Below are 19,768 nucleotides of genomic sequence, written 5' to 3' on the forward strand. Positions count from 1 at the left end.
TGGGCCTCACCAGCGCGCTCATCGTGCCGCTGGCCGGTCGCGATGGGGGCGTCGTCGGGACGTTGACGCTCATCCACGCTGAGTCCGGCCGTCGCTACAGCGAGGAGGACTGCGCCTTCCTCGAGGCGGTGGCCGACCGGGTGGCGGTCGCCCTGGACACAGCCGTCAGCTTCGAGCAGCAGTCCGAGCGGTTGGCGGGAGTCACCTTGGTGGCCGAGGCCGCCCAGCGGGCGATCCTCGCCCCGCCGCCCGCGCGGGTCGGTCCGGTCGCGTTGTCGGCCCGCTACCTGTCGGCTGCCCGGGAAGCCCAGATCGGTGGCGACCTCTACGAGGTCGTTCGCGGGCCGTCGTCCGTGCGGCTGCTGGTCGGCGACGTGCGAGGCAAGGGCCTCTCCGCGGTCCGCACCGCCACCGTGGTGCTCGGCGAGTTCAGGGCCGCGGCTGCCAGCAACGGAGACGTCGCTCAGGTGGCCCTCGAGATCGACCGCCGCATCGTTCCCTACCTGCCCGACGCCGAGGACTTCGTGACAGCCGTCCTCGTCGACATCGAGAGCGACGGCCGCTTCGACGTCGTTTCGTGTGGCCATCCCGCGCCGGTGCTCCTCTCCGCCCGCGGTGACGTCGACACGATTGAGCTGGACCACTCACCGCCGCTCGGTCTCGGGGTCGATCCGGTGATCGGACGGGGCAAGCTGGCGGCCGGCGACCGACTGCTTCTGTTCACCGATGGGTTGATCGAGGCTCGCTCGCCCACAGGTGCGTTCGTCGACTCCGCCCCGTTCCTGCCCTTGGTCGGACAAGCCGACTTCGACACGGCGCTGGACGGCCTGCTGGCCTCTCTCAAGCAGGCAGCCGGCCATGCCCTCAACGACGACCTCGCGTTGCTGCTCGCCTGCTACGACCCTCATTGAGCAAACCCGCCGGGGCGTAGGTACATGAGTAGCACCCACCGAACCGAGTGACTGCGGTGCAGACGAGATGTGCGACGTTCGGCCGCGTTCAGGCTCGTCCGAGATGGGTGTCCTACGGCGACCTAGGTTCAGCCGATCCCGGATTCGCGGGCCTTGAGCGCCGCTGCGGTGCGGTCGGGCACCCGGAGCTTGGTCAGGACCTGGGACACGTGGTTTCGCACGGTCTTCTCGGACATCGACAGCCGCCGGGAGATCTCGTGGTTGCGGCACCCGAGTGCGAGCAGCTCGAGCACGTCCCGCTCCCGCGGAGTGAGGTCGGGGAAGGCCCGCTCCGTCGCAGTCGTGGTGCTGTTCCCGGCATAGAACGCGACGATGCGGCGGGCGACGCTGCCGCCGTACACCGCGCCGCCGGCAGCCACGGCGTGCACAGCGCGCACGATCTCCTCGCCGTCGGCCCCTTTGACGATGTAGCCGCGGGCCCCGGCGCGCAGGGCGGCGAAGACGTGTTCGTCGTCCTCGTACATTGTCAGGGCTACGATCGGCAGGTCCGGCGTTGCCTCCAGCAGCTGTCGCGTGGCGGCCACGCCGTCGAGGTCCGGCATGGCAAGGTCGGTGAGGACCAGGTCGGGCGCGTGCTCGGCCACGGCCGCGATGAGTGCAGCGCCGTCCCCGACGCTGGCCACCACCTCGATCCCTTCGGCCTGGCTGAGAACTGCGGTCAACCCGAAGCGATACATGGGGTGGTCGTCGGCAACGACGATGCGTAGCGTCATGCGGGCGCCTCCAGCGGTAGGACGGCGGTGATGACGGTGCCCGTGGGGTCTGCTGGGTCGATGGTGAGGCTCCCGCCCACGTCGGTGGCACGGCGGCGCATCGAGTCCAGCCCGTGGCCCTGGCTCTGGTCCACTCCGAGGCCCCACCCGTCGTCGCTGACCTGGACCCGCAGGTCGCCGTTGGCTCGCTGCAGGTGGACCGCACAGTGGTTGGCATGCGAGTGCCGCACGACGTTGGTGAGCGACTCGGCGGCGATGCGGAAGGCTGCCTCCTCGATGCTCGGTGGGAGCAACGGCGGCAGGTCGGAGCAGAGTCGAAGTGCGGCGCTCCCGGCTGGCCCATTCCGAGCGACGACGCGGTGTCGCGGACCGCGCCGTCCAGTCCGTGCATGTCCAGGGCGCCTGGGCGTAGCCCGTCCAGCACCCTGCGAATCTCGCGCACCGCTGCGTCCGCCTCGGTGCGTGTGCGTCGGAGCAGCTCGGGAATCGCGTCGGGGTCGGCGTCGTACGCCGTCGAGGCCGCCTCGAGCCCGAGGGCGATGCCGGACAACGAGGGGCCGAGGCCGTCGTGCAGGTCCCGGCGGAGTCGGTCCCGCTCGGCAAGGGTTGCCCTGGTGACACGGATCCGTGCGCGGGCGAGGTCCTGCGTGAGCCGGCTGGACCCGACGACCACCGCGAGCTGGGGTGCCAGGGCGGTGACCAACCTCAGGTCGCGGCCGGTCGGCGACCGCTGGCCGCTCGCCGCCCCGACCTCGAGCACCCCCAAGCCCTTGCCGCCATGACGCAGAGGCACCCGCAGCACGGGCTCTCCGGTGCCACCGACCTGGGCAAGCAACTGCCCGTCCTGATCTCGGACCACGGCGTACGACGCGTCGGTTGCTGACGCGACCGCCTCGAGCATCGAGGCCACTGGGTCGTCGTGCTCGATCTCGAGACCGGCTCCGACCCGATCCACGACGTCCAGCGGATCGGCGCGCTCGCCCAGCACCAGCCGGTCGACCGCCCGGCGCATCCAGGCGGCGACCGGGACCAGGACCACAGCCACCACGGCCGAGGCCGCGAGCAGGGGCAGCGGACCCTCGGGCGCCAACCGTGCCAATGCGGTGGTCAGCCCACCCACCACCAGAGCGACCATGACGGTGAGGGGCACATAGAGGAGGGTGCGACGCAGGGCGAGCTCGATCCCGAGAAGGCCGTAGCGGAGCACACCGATCGCCACCGCGACCGGAATCAGCGTGTAGGACAGCAGGAACAGGACCTCCGGGGGGTTGAACGTCGTGGCGACCAGCACCGCGACCACGCTGATCAGCCAGAGCAGCTGCTGGCGTTCGGGGGCGCTGGCCCGCCAGGCCCGCACGAACGTGCCCACGATGCTGCTCGCGGCGGCGGCGATCAGCAGGACGGCTGCCGACAGCCCCAGCACGTACGACGTCCACACCGGTGCCGTCCACGGCAGCCGTGTCCCAGCCACGGTGTCGTCGAGTCCGCCGCGGCCTGAGGCCATGGCCAGCGCGCCCAGGACGATCCCCACCAGCGAGGCCCGAACGTGCCAGCGCCAGTAGCGAGACGATGGCCGACCGGTCGGGTACAGCGCGGGCAGGACGAGCATCGGCAGCAGGAGCGACGGTGGCCAGGTCCACGAGGCCAGCCACGACATGGGCAGCCCCAGGGGTAGCGAGTCGTCGGGGTCCGTCAGCGCCCGGGTGGCGTAGGCGTCCGCCGCCAGGTTGGTGACCTGGAACAGCCCGGACACGAGCAGGATCCAGCCGATCGGGTTCCGCGGTCGCAGGTGGATCAGCACACCCCCGGACAGGATGAACGCCGGCACGAAGGCCGCGATCCAAGGGCCGGGACCACCAGCCACGATCCCGGGCCTGGACATCACTCCGCCCGACAGCGAGAGCGGCACGCTCACCAGCAACAGCAGGCCGAGGACGACCAGGACCCAGCCACCGAGCCGGCGCGCACGGTCACCGTGAAGGGCTCCCATACCAGCAGTGTGCGCCCGTTCCGTGCGGATTGTCCCGGGACAGGAGTCCTGCCACCTGCAGGAAGATCTCCCGGTCGGTTCGCGTCCCCCGACACATCCTGCCCGGCCTGCGCCGGTGGTGTGCTCATGGCCTCATCACCACACTGAGAGGACACCCCATGAGCACCATCACCACACGACCCGGCCAGCGGGTCGACGTCCTGCATCCGCTCGTCGCCTCGATCGTCGGTGCGGTCACGTTCGCCGCCACGATGGTCGCCGGTGACCTGTTCGAGCTCAATGCCGATGCCGACGACGCGCCGGCCACGACCCTGCAGGACCTGGGCGCGTACGCAGGACTTGTGCTCGTCGGGTTCGGGCTCGCCGTCTGGCTGGGCACACGTGCTCGCTCGGTACGCCGGACAGGCTCGCCAGGGCGTCGCTCGGGTTCGCCCTGGCCTCGGCCGTCACCTTCATCGGTTTCTGGTCAGGCTGGCCGCACATCTTCGCCGCGGTCGGTATCGCGCTCTCCCTGGAGTACCGCCGCCGCGTCGGAGCGTTCTCCGGCATCACCGGGGCCGCCCTCCTGGTCAGCGCGGCAAGCTTCATCGCCACGTCCTGGATCTGCGTGGTCGGCTGATCCCCCAACGGGGTCATCGACGGCACCGTCGAGCTGATCCCCGACGACACGTCGTTGCCGACATACGCCGGCGACTACCGCGAGAAGGTGGAGCCTCCACTGAACCCGGCACGCGACAGAAGTTCAAAGAGGCTTCGATCATTGACCCGTTGCCTCATGGATAGGGTTTCGCCGATTTCATTCATGCGACGGAGGCCAGCGTTGAGAGTAGCGGCAGTGCAGATGGAGCCCGTGCTGGGCGACGTGGCGGAAAATCTCCGCAGGGCCGAGCTGCTCGCGAACGAGGCCGGAGCGTCGGGGGCTGACTGGATCGTCCTGCCCGAGTTCTTCTCGACCGGGATGGGGTTCACCGACCGCATGGCAGACGCTGCCCTGCCGGTCGAGGGACCGGCTCTCGACCTGCTGCGGCGGCTCGCTCGGCGACACAACGCCACCGTGGGCGGGTCCTTCATCTGCCGCGATGCCGACGGACACAACCGCAACGCCTTCTTCCTCGTGGGTCCCCGCGGGGACGTTGTGGGGCGCCACGACAAGGACATCCCGACAATGTGGGAGAACTGTTTCTATGTCGGGGGTGACGACGACGGCGTGATCGACGCGGACGAGATCAGCGTGGGCGCCGCGGTGTGCTGGGAGTTCATGCGCACCCGGACGGCGCACCGCCTCCGCGGTCGGGTCGACCTGATAGTCGGCGGCTCCGCATGGTGGAGCATCCCGGCCTGGCACCCCCGGTCGCTGACACGTCGGATGGAGGAGGACAACGCCCGAACGGCGGCTGGCGTTGCGTCGGCAATGGCGCGCGTGGTCGGGGCCCCGATCGTGCACGCGGCCCATACGGGAGCCCTCGAATGCCCGCTGCCGTGGAGCCCGCTGACCTACCGCGGCTGGCTCCAGGGTGGGGCGGTGATCTGTGACGCCGAGGGAGTGGTGCTGGCCCGCCGGGACCGCCGCGAGGGCCCCGGCGTGGTCGTGGCCGACATCGAGCCCGGTCGCAGTGCACCGCTCGACGACATCCCGGCGGGGTTCTGGTTCCACGACCGCGGGGCGCTGTCGTCGTTCACGTGGTTCTACCAGCGCTACCACGGGAAGCGGTGGTACCGACGGCACGCTCTGGGCCGGCCGACGGCGGAGGTGGAGCGGGCGTGACCTCGGTCACCCGCAGTTGACCCGCCTTCCGTTTACAAACAGACTCCTTTTGTAAAGTGGGGCGACCGGCCGCCGCTGCCAGGAAGAGGAGCACCCGATGACGGCACCGACCACCGAACGCAACCCGGAGGCGAGGCAGGCGGTCCTGGGCCTGCCGGACCCGGGCGAGACGGTGCCCCGACTGGCCTGGCCGACGGTCCTGCTCTTCGTCGGCACCGTGGGTCTCTTCACGTTCGAGGTCTGGGCCGTCCTCGCCGCGCAGTGGTCGCCGTGGCTGACCGTCCCGATCGGCGCCGCAGTCACCTTCTTGATGTTCTCGGTCCTGCACGAGGCCACCCACCACGCGATCAGCACCGACACCCGCCTCAACAACGCGTTCGGGCACCTGTCGCAGCCGTTCGTGGCGGCGTACACGACCTTTCCGCTCATGCAGTTCATCCACATCGAGCACCACCGCAACACCAATGAGCCCAAGGCCAGCGACCCTGACGCCTGGACCAGCGAGGGGCCGTGGTGGCAGCTGCCGTTCAGGTGGGCCACGATCGACGTCTGGTACGTGGTGTTCTACCTGCGGCGGCTGCGCGGGCGTCCGCGGTCCGAGGTCGTCGTCACGCTCGCCACGTTCTTGTCCGTGGCGAGCGTCTTCGCCGCGGTCGCCGCGACCGGGTTCCTGTACGAGCTGGTCGTCCTGTACCTCGTCCCACAACGGATCGGCCTCACGATCCTGGCGTGGTGGTTCGACTACCTGCCGCACCACGGGCTGACGGCGACACAGCGCGAGAACAAGTACCGTGCCACTCGCGTGCGGGTGGGTGGCGAGGCGTGGCTCACGCCGCTGTTCGTCTACCAGAACTACCACCTGGTGCATCACCTGCACCCGAGCGTGCCCTTCTACCGCTACGTGCGTGCCTGGCGGCGCAACGAGACCGCCTACCTGGACCGCGACGCGGCGATCTCGACCTGGTTCGGCCGGTCGCTGACGGCGGAGGAGTACCGGACCTGGCGTCGGCTGACCGACCAGCTCTCCGCGCCCGCGCCCTCGAGCCGAAGGGCGGCCTTCCATCCCCTGCGCGTCACCACCGTGGAGCGCCTGACCGAGGACAGTGTCGTCCTCTCCTTCGCGGTGCCGGAGGACCTCGTCGAGGACTATCGGTACTCGGCCGGGCAGCACGTGACGCTCCGTGCGGTCATCGATGGTCGGGACGTGCGGCGCAGCTACTCCCTGTGTGCGCCTGCCATGGCCGGCGAGCTGCGCGTGGCAGTCAAGCGGGTCGAGGGCGGAGCCTTCTCCAGCTACGTCAACGGCGAGGTGCGCGTCGGCGACATCCTCGATGTGATGACGCCGACCGGGCGCTTCGGCATCCCGCTGGTCGAGGGCGCGAAGCGCTCGTACGTCGGCGTGGCCGCCGGCTCGGGCATCACGCCCCTCCTCTCCATCATCGCGACGGCTCTCGAGGTGGAGCGGGGGAGCACCTTCGACCTCGTCTACGGCAACCGGTCTGCGACCAGCACGATGTTTCGCGATGAGCTGGATGCCCTCGTGACCGAGTTCGACGGCCGGCTCCGGGTCCATCACGTCCTCTCGAGGGAGGACGCCACGCTGATCGGACGGATCGACCGAGCGCTGGTCACCCGGCTGGTCGGCGACCGTGTCCCCTCGGTGGATGCCTGGCTGCTGTGCGGGCCCCAGGCGATGGTCGAGGACGTCGCCGACGGCCTCCTCGAGGCGGGCGTGGCGCAGGGTCGCGTGCACTGCGAGCTCTTCCATTCCGCGGTCGAGCCCGTCACACCTCCCGACAGTGACCTCTCCAACCAGGTCAGCCGGGTCAGCGTGATGCTCGGCGGGGCCGAGACGACCTTCGAGCTCGCCGTCGCGGGAGAGACCGTCCTCGACGCCGCGCTTGCGGCCGGCGTCGACGCGCCGTACTCCTGTGCCGGTGGCGCCTGCGGGACCTGCCGGGCCAAGGTCGTGCTCGGCGTGGCCGCGATGGACCAGAATCACGCCCTCGACGACGCCGAGGTGGCCGCGGGCTACGTGCTGACCTGCCAGACGCACCCGAGGAGCGGGGAACTGCTCCTCGACTACGACGCGTGAGGGTCGCGCCGTCCTGACCGGACATCGCGAACCTGCGCGCACAGCGCATCCCAACCGGGCCGACATCGCGCGATCCTCGCGACGGCACCTGGCGGGGCCCGGCGAGCTCGGCCTGCACCCTCAGTAACCACGTGCTCGGGTGGTCGTTGAGCAGAGTGACCTTCCACCGCCCACACCAGGTCGCACCATGCAGACATCCATGCCCCGCTTCGCCGCAGCTGCGCTCCTCCTCTCGGTTGCCCAGATCGGCTTGGCAGCTGTGCCGCCCGGAGTCCCGGACACCGCCGCCGGCAGCGTCTCCGGCAAGGTCTTCGGCACCGTCACCTTGGTGCAGGCCGTGCCGGGGCGGGCGGTCGAGATGCGGGTCGACGGGCGCGAGCTTCACCCGGTGACGCACGTCGGCGACGTCATCGGCCCGGTCCGGCTTCCGTCAGGTCGACACGTGTTTGCCTTCGCCAGCCCGGGAGGCAGCGTCGTGCGGTCAACCGTGTGGCTGAAGCCGGGCTCCTCCGCCGACGTCGTCCTCCACCGGCCCGCGGCAGTCCGAGGAGCGTCGTTGGTGACCCTGTTTCCCACACCGACGAAGCCGATCAGGGAGGGGTGGGCTCGGATCCAGGTCGCGGCCACGGCCACCCTCGTTCCGACCGACGTACGAGTCGACGACCGGGTCGTGTTCGCCAACATAGCCAACGGTGAGTCGGCGACCATCGACGTGCCGGCTGGACGGCACGTGGTCGCTCTGGTCCCGGCCGGACAGCCGGCACCCGCCGTCCTTGGTCCGTTGAGATTCACCGTTGCCGCGGGCACTGTGACGATGGTCTACGCGGCGGGTGGCCCTCCCGCCGGCGCGCCCCGCGCCATCGTGCACACGATGGCGCTGGGCCAGGACGGCCAAGCCGCCCCCGGCGACGTGCACGCCGGGACGGTTGGGCTGGCCCGCGACCTTCCTGTTCGCGTGTTCGGCCCGCGATGACGCCATGACCCAGCACCGCACGTTCACCTCGCTCTTGCTGGCGGCGGCGGCCAGCGCCGTGCTCGCCGCGCTCCTCGGCCTCGTCGCCCCCGGCCCGGCCGACCGGGTTGGCCCCGAGGGGCCGCGGTCGCTGCAGCTGCCGAGCGGCCGGCTGGTTGCGGTCCATGCGGTCTCCACCGGCCGGGACGGGCAGCTCGACGTACCTGACAACCCGGGGGCCGCCGGCTGGTGGCGCGGCAGCTCCCGTGTCGGGGACCCGTCCGGGAACACCTTCCTGGCCGCCCACATCGACTCGCCGCGCCAGCGGCTGGGACCCTTCGCAGAGCTGTACGACGCGCGACCCGGGCTCCGGCTGGTGCTGCGGTCGGCCGGCCTTCGTCAGGACTTCCGCATCCGCTCGGTGCAGCTGATCCGGCGGGAGTCGCTGACCGCCCGCCCGGACCTGTACTCACCCAGCGGCGCACGCCAGCTGGTCCTCGTCACATGCGCGCCACCCTACGACCCGACGCACGGGGGCTACCGGAACCTCGTCGTCCTCGTGGCTACGCCCAGCGGTCCGGCGACGTCCACGGGCAGCGGGTGAGTCCGGTCTCGACCAGAAGACGAGGGTCTGGCCTAGCCATCGCAAGTCCGTCACTCTGAACGAATGAGTCAGATGCCGCAAGTGCCCTGGGCGAACTGCTTCGTCGACCCCGACCACCCGGAGCGACCGGCAACCATCCAGCTGCAGCAGGTCACTCGGAAATCGTTCCGTCTCGAATCGTCACTGCGCTATACCGGCCCGACTGGTATCGCCAACCTGCCCGACGCCGCCTGCACCTTGCGACCCGCCGACCTCGGCGACCCACCGACGACCGACCTGGCATCCGTCCCGTCGGCACTACGTTGGTTCGTGAGTACGTACGACGTGCACACGCCCGCAGCACTCATCCACGACCGACTGATCGGGCCAACCAACAACCTGGGTGTCGCCGACGCCGACGCTGACCGCTTCTTCCGGTTCATGCTCAAGGAGCTCGGTGTCCGGTTCCTCAGACGCTGGATGATGTGGACCGCGGTCGCCTTCGGAACCCGATGGCGCTCCAAGCAGCTCCTCGTACGGTTGTCATTGGTGATCTGGCTGATTCTCGCAGCCACCGGCATCTCCGCGTTGGTGTACGGGCTGTTCACGCTCAACTGGTGGCTGGTGCTCTTCGCGGCCATGGCACCGATCCCCGTGTCAGTGCTGTGGGGACGGCAGTACGGTGCCGGGCTGACCGCCGCCGCTGTAGCGATCTGGGTGCTGCCGCCCACCGCGCTGGCCGCCGTCGGCTACTGGATCTATTGGCTCCTCGAGAAGGCAATCTCTCTCCTCCCGATCCACCAGGACGTCAAGGGCAACGAACCGGTCGACTACAAGCACTTCTGACATGAAGGTGCTCGAACGCCTAGTAGCCGGGGAAGACCTTGCGAAGCTGGTCCAGCGTGACGTTGCCGGACACGTTCACGTCCGCGGCGTGCTCGGCGCTGAGCCGTCCACTCAGGAGACGCACCACGGCCTCCGTCGGCCCCTCGAACGTGGCAGTCGGGGCATCGCTCACGCCGGTCACGGTGACGGTGTCGGTGATCTCGATGCTGCCTCCCGGGATCGCCAGGCGGACGTCCCGCTCGATCTGGTCGGCGTGAGCGGAGAAGCCCAGCAGGAAGGCGAGCGGTCCACGGAAGAGCTCCACGAGCAGCTCGGCCGAGTCCGCGTCCACGCTCGCCGACGGGTCGAAGGCGACGCGCACGTCCCAGGCGTGGTTGGCGACCTCGTTCAACCGCATGCCGAGCGCGACGACCAGGGGTACGGGCTGCGGCAGGAAGCCCAGGTCGATGGTGAGGCTGTCGTGCTGCCCGGGGTCGAGCGCCTCGACGGTGTCGAGGTACGCAGCGTCGTGCGTGACGAACCCGGCCGCCTGCTCGGTGGGGGACGAGGCATCCCAACGGGCCCAGATGGACTGGTTGTCCTCCGGCTCGACCTGCTGGCCGGCTGCGGTGGCGATCGGTGTGCGCGCGATCTCGGCGCCGCTGCCGAGGTGCGAGAGGACCTGGGCGACGGTCCACTCCGTCGCGCCGCTGGGCCGTGCCAGCTGTTCCTCGGACAAGGTCGGCACCAGTGCCGCGAGAGTGTCGTGGTTGGCGCGGAGGGCCGCGACGGCTCGGTCTTCGGGTGTTGTGGTCACACCACACGCAACCTCGCGGCCCACGGCTTTCTTCCGGGTGTCGGGCAGTCGGAAGGCCGCAGCTGGCTCGCGACGCACTCGCCCTGCTGCGTCGGCGTCCCGAGCCCATCCGATCCGAGGATCGTCTGCACGAAATCTCGGCCGGCACGATGCCTAGAGGACGGGGAAGCTGCTCCACCAGTCGATGATGGCCGCGAAGTCGTTGTCCGGCTCACCCACGGCGACGGACACCCGACGGGACTGGTCGTCCTTCCAGAAGATTGCGACCTGGCCCTCGGTCGCGACGAAGCATCCGAGCGATCCGCCCGGCTGTGAGTCGTTGGTCCAGGTGAACCAGGCCGGAGCATCGGTCGCGCAGTCGGCGTCCGCCCACGCCCCCGACTCGGGCGCGCCGAGGTCACTCGCCACCGCGAGGAACGCCTCGTCCGCGGCGGCCGCGGAGGTGAACTGGTTGATCTGGACGGCGGAGGGTGTCCCGGGTGCGGTCGGCTGGCACAGCCCGGCCGCATCCAGTGCGTCGCCGAACACCTCGTACTGCGCCTGGCTGTTGTCGGTGCAATTCGCGCGGAAGCCGTCTGGGAGGTCGACGGAGAGCGAGTCGTAGTCGAAGACCGGGACCTCGGTCGTCTCCGAGTCCTCGGGGGTCTCGACCGCAGGTTCGGTGACGTCGGACGGCGCCGGCGCCTGGGTCGGCTCCGTGGGGCTGAGGAACGTCTGGCCGTCGCCGGCGATCGCCAGTCCGATGACGACCGACCCCGCGACGAGGAGGCCGCCGGTGACCTCGGCAGCTCCGTGCAGGCGGGCGTTCCCGGGCACGGCGCGGTGGCCGGACCGGTACGCCGCGACGTACTCGGCAGCGTCCCGGTCGAGGCCCGCGACGAAGGCGTCGTACTGGGCTGCCTGCTGGGTGGCGGCGAACGCGAGCAGGTTGAGGTACCTGTTCGTCGGGTGTGGGGAGTCGGAGGTGAGCTGCGCCAGCCTGAGGATCACGCTGCGCCGCACGCTCGCTGCCTGCTCGACCACTCCGTCCGGTCGGACGAGGGGTGCCATCCGCTTGCCGACCAAGCTCCGGAACGCCGCCGACAGTGACACCCGGAGGTCGTTGCAGCAGAGGAAGGCCAGCTGGTCGCCGGTGTAGACGGTGGCCCGGTACCACGGCTTGAGCAGGGGGTCGACGAGCCGCATCGCGTTGACCACCGACAGGCCGAGCAGGACCACGTTCAGCCGGTCGAAGCGTGCCTTGAGGGCACCGAAGTAGGTGGCGAGCAGGAAGATCAGCTCCACCTCGCGGTCGTCGTCGAGGAGCTCGGCGACGAAGTCGCCCTTGAGCAGCAGGATGCGGATGCCGAAGACGCTCTGCCCGGCCATGTTCTGGGTGATCGCGTCGGTCACGTAGACGTCGGTCCGCTTCGTGTAGCTGAGCCGGCTGCGCACGGTCTCCACCACCGCGGCCAGCTCGGGTGTGCTGCGCGGCGACACCTTGATCGCACGACCCAGGAGGCGAACGCGGAAGACCTGCATCGACAGCCAGATGAACGCGAGCAGACCGATCGCCCCGGCGACGAAGACCAGGCTCTGGCCGGCGCCCACGGACCACAGGCCGCCGATCACGAGAAGCCCCAGCACGACGCTCCCGGTCAGGACGGCGAGGAGGTACCGGGACGGCTCCGTGGCATGGCGCGCGGCCTCGACGTCGACGCTCCATCGGTCGACCGACCGCTGGCCGAACGTGTCGTCCATGACGTGCCCCCTGCCCAAGATGGCCGCTCAAGACTGCACGCGCCGACGGGCGAGAAGGGCATCTTCGGCCCGTTCACCCGACAAATGGGTACGCGCCGCTGCGCCGGATCAGGCGTGGTAGGGCTTGTGCTCGTGCCGCGGGTCCAGTCGGGGATATCCCGCCTTCGGCTCCACTCCGTCGGGATGTGGTTCCTCACCACCTGGGCTCTGCTCCGGCGGTGCCTCTGCCGGGGTGTCCAGCTCGGTCGTGTCCCGCAGGCCGTCGGTCCCCACCTGTCCCCGTCCGGCAGGACCGACACGCTCGCTGCTCGAGCCCATGCCGCCTGCTGCTGCCTCCGGACCGGAGGAGTTCGGCGTCGAACGCCGCTCCTCGGATGCGGGTGTGGCCGTCTGGTCGTCCGGGCTGGTCATGGACTCGTCCCCTCTGCTCGTGGATGGCTCTCGTCCCGTTCCCCGGTTGCTGGTCGGCATGCGCCCGGCCGGGCGGCCCGCGAGCAGCACCTCAGTCGGAGGGCACCAGGACGGTGAGCCCGAACAAGTAGATCAGCACCAACGCCGCTATGAAGACGACCAGCAGGATCAGCGGCTTCCACACGGGCCTCTTCTCCGCGTTCAGGGGCTGGTTCATGGTGGGACGCTCACGGGTCTCGTCGCCGTGGCGGATGTCGTCGCCGAGCTCGTCGTCGGGCACTGGTGTCCTCCTCGTGGGGGCCGCACCGGGTGCAGCGGCCGCACCCGTGCCCGTACCCGGCCCCTGCGCAACCATGCGGCCGTGACCCGCTCCGGTCAGGTCGTCACCCCGACGCGTCGCCAGTCGGCTCTGGTGAGCGTGGCAGGACGCTCAGGACCATGCCGATGTAGGTGCGGAACTCGGCCATGTAGGTGCGGAGGAACTCCTTGGTCGAGTCGTCGGTGACCTCGCCGTCGTCCTGGAACACATCGGGGGAGTACTGGATGTAGGCCTCGGGTGAGGTCATCTGGCGGGCGTTGCAGAAGCTGAGCACACCGCGAAGGCTCTGCTGGCCTATGGCGGTGCCGATCTGGCCGATGGAGGCTCCGATGACCGCGGCAGGGATGTGGTCGAAGGAGTTCTGTCCCCATGGTCGGGATGCCCAGTCGATCGCATTCTTCAGCGCTCCGGGGATGGAACGGTTGTACTCCGGGGCGACGAAGAGGATCGCGTCCACGGCGGCGATCGACGCCTTGAGTGCTCGGGCTTCGGACGGGTAGTCGTCGTCGAAGTCCGGGCTGTACAGCGGCAGGTTGGCGATGGGTATCTCTGTGAACTCCAGGTCGTCCGGTGCCACTCGGATGAGGGCCTTGGACAGGATGCGGTTGATCGACGTCGACGACAGGCTTCCGACGAAGTAGCCGACCTTGTAGGTGCTCATGTGCTTCCTCCTGGGTTCGTGGGGTGACCTTGCGGTGGCGGCGCTACGCGGGGACCTTGTCTGCGAGGAGGTCGATCTTCTCGATCTGCGGCTCGGAGAAGAGGACGCCGGTGTTGGGGCCGAGCGCCTGGCCCACGCCGCCGGCGAGGTGGGCGTCTCGGGCCTCGTCGTCGGGGAACACGTCGAACACACCAAAGGTCGAGGGACCGAGCTGGAGGGCGAACCACGCGACAGTGCCTGGCTCCTCCATCACGATCGACCGCGCTCCGGTGAGGAACTCTGCGAGCTCCGTCTCCTTGCCCGGAAGTGCCTCGAGACGCACGAGGAGAGCCTTGGTCAGCATGGGTCGGGTTCCTTTGCATGGTGAGCGGGCGCCGCTGCGGTCGGTCGGCCGCGACCGAGGGGCTACCCCGAGCGCTTGTCCCGGCCATGCTTCTCAGGCGCGCAGGTCGCCCGCATCCCGTGAACGGGTGTTCTTGTCGTGCCGGATCGGCATGGGCCACACCACGGGGCACGTCAGCTCGACGACTACCGGCGCCGGAGCCCGGCTCGTCCTAGAGTCGCGACATGCCCGAGTTCACCTGGCTCCCTGCCAACCGAGCATCAGCCGAGGACGTCGACGCGGTGTTCGACACGAGTGGCGCTCGCAAGTGCCGGTGCCAGGCGATGAAGGTGCCGGGCTGGATCTGGCGCGACACCACCCAGGAGCAGCGGGACGCCGCACTGGTCGAGCAGACGGCCTGCGGCACGGGCGGCCCGACGTCCGGGCTGATCGGGTACGTCGACGGCGAGGCGGCCGGCTGGGTCGCGGTCGAGCCGCGGGAGAACTACCCCAGGCTGTGGAGCCGGAAGCAAGCATGGATGCGCATGGACCCCGAGCTGACGGGAGTCTGGTCCGTCACCTGCTTCGTCGTGCGCAAGGGCTGGCGGCAGTCGGGACTGACCTACGAGCTCGCCGCCGCCACGGTCGACTACGGCCGGCAGGTCGGCGCACGGGTCCTGGAGGGCTACCCGATCGAGCCGCCGCCGGGAAGGACTGTGATCTGGGACGAGGCGTCGGTCGGGCTGGTGCAGGTCTTCCTCGAGGCCGGCTACGAGGTGGTGGCCTCGCCCACCCTGCGGCGGCGCGTCGTATGGCTGGAGATCCCCGCACACGATCCGGAGGCACCGTGAAGCTGTTGCTCACGTCAGGTGGCGTCACCAACCCGAGCATCCGCTCGGCGCTCGAGGAGCTGTTGGGCAAGTCGATCGCCGAGTGCCGTGCCCTCGTCGTCCCGACCGCGCAGTGGGGTCACCCGATGTGCGGCCCGGAGTCGGTGCGGAGCCTGATCGCCGCCGGGTCCACGTCGCAGAGCTTCACCGGCCTGGGCTGGGCGTCGCTCGGCGTCCTCGAGCTCACCGCGCTGCCCACCATCGGCGAGGAGCGGTGGATCCCCTGGGTCCGGGAGGCCGACGTGCTGCTGGTCGACGGCGGCGACGCGACCTACCTGCACCACTGGATGCGGGAGTCGGGTCTGGCCGATCTGCTGCCGTCGCTGCCCGACACGGTCTGGGTCGGCGTCAGTGCCGGAAGTATGGTGCTGACGCCCCGGATCGGTGACGACTTCGTGGAGTGGCCGGCCGCGCCGGACGACCGCACGTTGGGAGTCGTCGACTTCTCGATCTTCCCGCACCTGGACCTCTTCCCCACGAACACCCTGGCCGACGCCGAGCGGTGGGCCGCCGAGATCGGTGTCCCGTCCTACGCCATCGACGAGCAGACCGCCATCGCGGTGGTCGACGGCTCCGTCGAGGTGGTCTCCGAGGGGCAGTGGGTGGCGTTCGAGGCCTAGCAGGGGCGCGCGTCGACCGGGCTGTCGTCGCGTGAAGTCGCTCACGTCGGCACGCTCGCAGAGGGGTGCCGGACCGCTCCCACGATTCGACATGCCCGGACGACCATGTTCTCGTGGAGGTGCCGCAAGCAGTGTCCTCATGGACGAGGCACCTCCCATCGCGAGGTGAGTGCACGCAGCGGCCTCGACGCCCCTCGACGGCGTCGCGTCCGAGCGCCTCCCAGGCGCACCCCCAACCCCCGTGAGGTCTGAAGCACGTGCGTGCCACCACCACACCCGCCCTGTTCGCCCGCCCCCGAGGCATCGCCGCCAGCATCGCCGCGGCCGCCCTCACCCTGACCCTCGTGCCCGGCAGCGCCGTGGCCCAGCAGCCGGACGCCGACCCGGTCGGCGTACGCCTCAAGGTGGCCGACGCGGCTCCCGTCGAGGTCGCCACCACGCCGAAGGTGTGGCCCGGCCAGCTCCTCGAGGCGTACGGCGTACCGGCGGACGGCAACGACCTGGTCGACGTCGTCCGCGACGGCCGTGAGGTCTCCGGTCCGCGCAAGCGCCTGCGCCAGGGCGACGTCGTACGCCTGACGGACGTCGTCAAGGAGCGCAAGACCAAGCGCGAGAAGGTCCGCGCCGGCACCGTCGAGGTCTACTCGACCGACCTCAAGCCGGGCCGCCGCAAGGTCGTGCGCGAGGGTCGTCCCGGCGTCCGCAAGGTCGTCGCGCTGAAGACCCTCCACAACGGCGAGCCCGTGAAGTACCGCGTCGTCAGGAAGAAGCTCGTCAAGGACCCGCGTCCACGGCGGGTGCTCGTGGGCCGTGAGGCCTACTCCGTCCCCGGCGCCGACGGCCTCAACTGGGGCGCGCTCGCCAGCTGCGAGTCCGGTGGCAACCCGAACGCAGTGAACCCGGCCGGCTACTACGGGCTCTACCAGTTCGACACCGGCACGTGGCACAGCGTGGGCGGCTCCGGCCTTCCCACCTCCGCCTCGGCCGCCGAGCAGACCTACCGCGCCAAGCTGCTCTACGCGCAGCGCGGGCGCTCCCCGTGGCCCACCTGCGGCCGCCTGCTCTGAGGAGGGCTCCTACCGGGCGCCGGGGAACCCGTGCTGGCGCCAGGCTTCGTACGTCGCGACGGCCGCGGAGTTCGACAGGTTGAGCGAGCGCCGGCCGGCCACCATGGGGATCCGGAGCCGATCGGTCACCCGCTCGTGCTCCAGCACCTCGGCGGACAGGCCGGTCGGCTCCGGGCCGAAGAGCAGGACGTCGCTCGCGTCGTACTCGACGTCGGTGTGCCAGCGGGTCGCGTGGGCGGTGAAGGCGAACACCCGCGAGCCGGCCAGCGCGGGGCTGGAGAGGGCCGCGTCGAGGTCGGGGTGCACCACCACCGAGGCCAGGTCGTGGTAGTCCAGCCCGGCGCGCTTGAGCTTGGGCTCGGACAGGTCGAAGCCGAGGGGCTCGACCAGGTGCAGGGTCGCTCCCGTCGCTGCCACCATCCGGATCGCATTGCCCGTGTTGGGCGGGATCCGGGGCTCGAGGAACATCACGTGCAACACGGCGTCGACCTCACAGCGCGCGGGTGCGCACCATCCGCAGGACCGCTTCGGAGCGCTCGGTGAGCGAGCCGACCACCACGGGCGCGGCCTCCGCGGCCGCGACCTTGCGGGCGCGCTCCACCCCCGCCTCGTCGATGGCGTACACCGGGAAGAGGCTCGAGGTGAGCGCCAGCCCGGGGATCATCCCGCCGTCGTGCAGGGTGGGCAGCGCCTCGATGTAGCGCTCGGCGTACGGAGCCAGCACGTCGTCCTGGCCGGGCCGCCAGAAGGCTGCCGCCACGGTGCTGGCGTTCTGGATGGGCACGGTGCGGTCGACCAGCGCGGTCCACGCCTCCTCCTTGGCCTCGGCGGAGGGCGAGCTCGCGCGCACGCAGAGCGCACGGACCCAGGCGTCGGGGTCGGGATCGCGCTCCTGCAGGGACTGCACGGCGTCGGTGTCCACGTCGCCGAGCTCGGCGCGGCGCTCCAGGACGTACCACTGCAGGTCGAGGTCGTCGCCGGCCTGCTCGCGCACGGTGGCGAGGTCCTCCTCGCCGACCGCCGTCCGGGCCAGCGTGCGCAACGCCGAGTGCCGCGAGACCCCAGCGTCCACCAGGTGACGTGCCGCGGCGGCCACCTGCGCCTCGAGGCCGACCCGCTCCGACTCGGGGGCCCACCGCTGGGCGGCGGTGAGGGCGAGCTCGAGGCACGGCTCGGCGACCGTCTCCACGGTCTCCACCGACAGCACGTCGGTGAGCGCGCCCACCGCCTCGGCGGCCGTCGCCTCGGCGTTGGAGAGCATGTCCCACACGGTGGCCATCGCGACGGCGCGCGCCAGGGTCGTGGGCAGGCCCGAGGGGTGGCTGATCAGCACCTCCCGCCCGGCGGCGTCGGGCCGGGTGGTGGCGAACGTGGTGTCGTCGTGGTTCACCAGGTAGAGATCGGCCTCGGGCAGGCTCTCGATCGCGGTGCGCTCGCCGACCACCTCCACGAGGACGGAGCCCACCTCCTCGAGCGCCTCGCCGGCGCGGCGGTAGGCGCCGATGCCCACCACCTGCGGGTGCGGGGCGCCGTGCGCGCCGACGGCGGTGAGCACCAGGCCCTCGGCGGTGTGCTCGATGCCGAGTCGGTCGACGCCGGCGGTCTCCAGCCACGCCGTACGCCACGGCTGGAGGTCGCGGCCACTGGCCTGCTCGAGGGAGCCGACGAGGTCGTCGAGGGTGGTGTTGCCCCAGGCGTGCTCGGCGAAGTAGGCGCTCATGCCCGCGCAGAAGGTGTCCTCGCCCACGAAGTGCATGAGCTGCTTGAGCACCGCCGCACCCTTGGGGTAGGTGATGGAGTCGAAGATCGACTCGGCGTCGGCCACGGTGGGCACGGGCTGGCGGATGGGGTGCGAGCTTGGTCCCTGGTCGGCGAGGTAGGCGGCCAGCTTGTCGCCCACCAGGTTGTTGGCGGCCGTGTCGCCGTAGGCGGTGGCCCGCTCGGCGGCCCACATGCAGGCGAACTCGGCGAAGGCCTCGTTGAGCCAGAGGTCGTCCCACCAGCGCATGGTGACGATGTTGCCGAACCACATGTGCGCCATCTCGTGCAGCAGCACGTTGGTGAACAGCTGCCACTCAGCGGTGGTCGGCTCGTGGCGGCGCAGGATGCTGTCGGCCCAGGTGACGCAGCCGTAGTTCTCCATCGCCCCGCCGAACTCGGGGAGGAACACCTGGTCGTAGCTGCGCTGCGGGAAGGGCATGCCGAAGCGCTCGCCGAAGAAGGCGAGGCCCTGCGCGGTGAGCGTGAACAGCTGGTCGGCGTCACGCTCCAGCGCGGAGGCCAGGGTCTGGCGGGCGTAGAGGCCGAGGTCGTGGCCACCGGCCTCCTGACGCAGCTCCACGAACGGGCCGGCCACCACCACGGGGTTGTAGGTGGAGAGCGGCGGCGTGGGGTCGAACGTCCACCGCCGCCCGCCCTCGACGTCCTCGACCACCGGGTCGCCGGAGTTGCTGACCACGGTCCACGCCGCCGGCGCGGTGACCGTGAACGCGTGCGGGGCCTTGAGGTCGGGCTGGTCGAAGCAGACCCAGGCGTAGCGCGCCTCGTCGGGCTCGAAGGTGGTCCACATGTAGACGTTGTCGTCGCCGGGGTCGACGGCGCGGTGCACCCCGCGACCGTGCGTGGTGTCGCTCTGCACCGTGGCGACCACCAGCTCGTTGTCCTCGGCGAGGTCGGCCAGCGCGATCCGCCCTTCGACAGCTGCGGGCAACGGCTCGCCGTTGAGCGTGGCCGACTCCACCTCCGCGCAGCAGTCGACGAACGTCGACGCCCCGGCGGTGCCCGTGAAGCGCACCGTGCTGACGGCGCGGAAGGCGGGACCGTCGGCCAGCCCGGTGAGGTCGATGGCGATGTCGTAGGAGGTGACCGACAGCAGGGCCGCGCGCTCGACGGCCTCCTCCTGTCGAAGGCTGCGGACGGGCACGGGCGGAGTCCTCACACGAGGTCGGGTGCTGCGGACGACGCCCGAGACGAGCGACGTGTGCAGCCTAGGGCGAGGTCGTTCGCGGGTGCGAGGGAGGAGGTCGT

General features: G+C 70.5%; 19 protein-coding genes and 1 pseudogene. 10 read left to right on the top strand and 10 right to left on the bottom strand.

Going from position 1 to position 19,768, the window contains the following annotated elements:
• The coding region (locus JWN97_RS10870; protein ID WP_297622347.1) for a GAF domain-containing SpoIIE family protein phosphatase at positions 1–911 on the top strand (911 nt) is incomplete at its 5' end.
• Positions 912–1,039: 128 nt separating this feature from the next.
• Here JWN97_RS10870 and JWN97_RS10875 read toward each other — a convergent pair.
• From JWN97_RS10875 to JWN97_RS21225, 3 genes and pseudogenes are all read right to left on the bottom strand, one after another.
• A complete protein-coding gene (locus JWN97_RS10875) occupies positions 1,040–1,684 on the bottom strand; it encodes a response regulator transcription factor (protein WP_297622351.1) in 645 nt (214 codons plus the stop codon).
• A complete protein-coding gene (locus tag JWN97_RS10880; RefSeq protein ID WP_297622353.1) occupies positions 1,681–1,977 on the bottom strand; it encodes an ATP-binding protein in 297 nt (98 codons plus the stop codon). The genes JWN97_RS10875 and JWN97_RS10880 overlap by 4 nt, the downstream gene beginning before the upstream one ends.
• Positions 1,978–2,090: 113 nt before the next feature.
• A pseudogene (locus JWN97_RS21225) lies at positions 2,091–2,486 on the bottom strand (histidine kinase); the annotation flags it as partial.
• A 475-nt stretch (positions 2,487–2,961) separates the two neighbouring features.
• On the opposite strand from JWN97_RS21225, the gene JWN97_RS10885 reads away from it, so the two are divergent.
• The 6 genes from JWN97_RS10885 (at position 2,962) to JWN97_RS10910 (ending at position 9,915) form a co-directional block, all read left to right on the top strand.
• On the top strand, positions 2,962–3,246 hold the full coding sequence (locus tag JWN97_RS10885; protein ID WP_297622355.1) for a hypothetical protein: 285 nt from the start codon (positions 2,962–2,964) through the stop codon (positions 3,244–3,246).
• 1,263 nt (positions 3,247–4,509) lie between these two features.
• The gene (locus JWN97_RS10890; protein ID WP_297622357.1) at positions 4,510–5,439 is read left to right on the top strand and encodes a carbon-nitrogen hydrolase family protein; all 930 of its coding nucleotides are present in this window, start codon (positions 4,510–4,512) and stop codon (positions 5,437–5,439) included.
• A 97-nt stretch (positions 5,440–5,536) separates the two neighbouring features.
• Entirely contained in the window at positions 5,537–7,534 is a 1,998-nt protein-coding gene (locus JWN97_RS10895) for a fatty acid desaturase (protein ID WP_297622359.1), read from the top strand.
• 199 nt (positions 7,535–7,733) lie between these two features.
• The gene (locus JWN97_RS10900; protein ID WP_297622361.1) at positions 7,734–8,507 is read left to right on the top strand and encodes a hypothetical protein; all 774 of its coding nucleotides are present in this window, start codon (positions 7,734–7,736) and stop codon (positions 8,505–8,507) included.
• Positions 8,508–8,511: 4 nt separating this feature from the next.
• Positions 8,512–9,090: a class F sortase gene (locus JWN97_RS10905; RefSeq protein WP_297622363.1), complete on the top strand. Its 579-nt coding sequence runs from the start codon at positions 8,512–8,514 to the stop codon at positions 9,088–9,090.
• A 63-nt stretch (positions 9,091–9,153) separates the two neighbouring features.
• Positions 9,154–9,915, top strand: coding sequence for a DUF1353 domain-containing protein (locus tag JWN97_RS10910; RefSeq protein ID WP_297622365.1), 762 nt, complete (start codon positions 9,154–9,156; stop codon positions 9,913–9,915).
• A gap of 19 nt (positions 9,916–9,934) precedes the next feature.
• Here the strand turns inward: JWN97_RS10910 and JWN97_RS10915 are convergent, their stop codons facing one another.
• The 5 genes from JWN97_RS10915 to JWN97_RS10935 form a co-directional block, all read right to left on the bottom strand.
• Positions 9,935–10,711, bottom strand: coding sequence for a maleylpyruvate isomerase family mycothiol-dependent enzyme (locus JWN97_RS10915; RefSeq protein ID WP_297622368.1), 777 nt, complete (start codon positions 10,709–10,711; stop codon positions 9,935–9,937).
• A 153-nt stretch (positions 10,712–10,864) separates the two neighbouring features.
• On the bottom strand, positions 10,865–12,451 hold the full coding sequence (locus tag JWN97_RS10920) for a hypothetical protein (protein WP_297622371.1): 1,587 nt from the start codon (positions 12,449–12,451) through the stop codon (positions 10,865–10,867).
• A gap of 502 nt (positions 12,452–12,953) precedes the next feature.
• Entirely contained in the window at positions 12,954–13,142 is a 189-nt protein-coding gene (locus JWN97_RS10925) for a hypothetical protein (RefSeq protein WP_297622373.1), read from the bottom strand.
• A 103-nt stretch (positions 13,143–13,245) separates the two neighbouring features.
• Positions 13,246–13,842, bottom strand: a complete 597-nt coding sequence (locus JWN97_RS10930; protein WP_297622375.1) for an NADPH-dependent FMN reductase — start codon at positions 13,840–13,842, stop codon at positions 13,246–13,248.
• A 43-nt stretch (positions 13,843–13,885) separates the two neighbouring features.
• Positions 13,886–14,185, bottom strand: coding sequence for an antibiotic biosynthesis monooxygenase (locus JWN97_RS10935; protein ID WP_297622377.1), 300 nt, complete (start codon positions 14,183–14,185; stop codon positions 13,886–13,888).
• Between the two features lie 224 nt (positions 14,186–14,409).
• Here JWN97_RS10935 and JWN97_RS10940 point away from each other — a divergent pair, with 224 nt between their 5' ends.
• From JWN97_RS10940 to JWN97_RS10950, 3 genes are all read left to right on the top strand, one after another.
• On the top strand, positions 14,410–15,015 hold the full coding sequence (locus JWN97_RS10940; RefSeq protein WP_297622379.1) for a hypothetical protein: 606 nt from the start codon (positions 14,410–14,412) through the stop codon (positions 15,013–15,015).
• Positions 15,012–15,674 (top strand): Type 1 glutamine amidotransferase-like domain-containing protein, encoded by a 663-nt coding sequence (locus tag JWN97_RS10945; protein WP_297622381.1) that lies wholly within the window; start codon positions 15,012–15,014, stop codon positions 15,672–15,674. Before JWN97_RS10940 ends, JWN97_RS10945 begins: the two co-directional genes overlap by 4 nt.
• A gap of 257 nt (positions 15,675–15,931) precedes the next feature.
• Positions 15,932–16,741 carry a resuscitation-promoting factor gene (locus tag JWN97_RS10950; RefSeq protein ID WP_297622383.1) on the top strand — a complete coding sequence of 270 codons (810 nt, stop codon included), beginning with the start codon at positions 15,932–15,934 and terminating at the stop codon, positions 16,739–16,741.
• A gap of 9 nt (positions 16,742–16,750) precedes the next feature.
• Here the strand turns inward: JWN97_RS10950 and JWN97_RS10955 are convergent, their stop codons facing one another.
• Together JWN97_RS10955 and pepN are read right to left on the bottom strand one after the other, a co-directional pair.
• Positions 16,751–17,221 (bottom strand): tRNA (cytidine(34)-2'-O)-methyltransferase, encoded by a 471-nt coding sequence (locus tag JWN97_RS10955; RefSeq protein WP_297622385.1) that lies wholly within the window; start codon positions 17,219–17,221, stop codon positions 16,751–16,753.
• A gap of 10 nt (positions 17,222–17,231) precedes the next feature.
• Complete coding sequence (gene pepN, locus JWN97_RS10960) at positions 17,232–19,664, bottom strand: aminopeptidase N (protein ID WP_297622387.1); 2,433 nt, start codon at positions 19,662–19,664, stop codon at positions 17,232–17,234.
• Between the last annotated feature and the right edge of the window lie 104 nt (positions 19,665–19,768).

It is taken from the genome of Nocardioides sp., assembly GCF_025965415.1.
Classification (GTDB): Bacteria; Actinomycetota; Actinomycetes; order Propionibacteriales; family Nocardioidaceae; genus Nocardioides.

What these genes read in the sequence shown, in the direction of transcription:
- JWN97_RS10875 (WP_297622351.1), bottom strand. Translation starts at nt 1,684, where the DNA reads ATGACGCTACGCATCGTCGTTGCCGACGACCACCCCATGTATCGCTTC.
- JWN97_RS10895 (WP_297622359.1), top strand. Translation starts at nt 5,537, where the DNA reads ATGACGGCACCGACCACCGAACGCAACCCGGAGGCGAGGCAGGCGGTC.
- JWN97_RS10900 (WP_297622361.1), top strand. Translation starts at nt 7,734, where the DNA reads ATGCCCCGCTTCGCCGCAGCTGCGCTCCTCCTCTCGGTTGCCCAGATC.
- JWN97_RS10905 (WP_297622363.1), top strand. Translation starts at nt 8,512, where the DNA reads ATGACCCAGCACCGCACGTTCACCTCGCTCTTGCTGGCGGCGGCGGCC.
- JWN97_RS10910 (WP_297622365.1), top strand. Translation starts at nt 9,154, where the DNA reads ATGAGTCAGATGCCGCAAGTGCCCTGGGCGAACTGCTTCGTCGACCCC.
- JWN97_RS10920 (WP_297622371.1), bottom strand. Translation starts at nt 12,451, where the DNA reads ATGGACGACACGTTCGGCCAGCGGTCGGTCGACCGATGGAGCGTCGAC.
- JWN97_RS10930 (WP_297622375.1), bottom strand. Translation starts at nt 13,842, where the DNA reads ATGAGCACCTACAAGGTCGGCTACTTCGTCGGAAGCCTGTCGTCGACG.
- JWN97_RS10935 (WP_297622377.1), bottom strand. Translation starts at nt 14,185, where the DNA reads ATGCTGACCAAGGCTCTCCTCGTGCGTCTCGAGGCACTTCCGGGCAAG.
- JWN97_RS10940 (WP_297622379.1), top strand. Translation starts at nt 14,410, where the DNA reads ATGCCCGAGTTCACCTGGCTCCCTGCCAACCGAGCATCAGCCGAGGAC.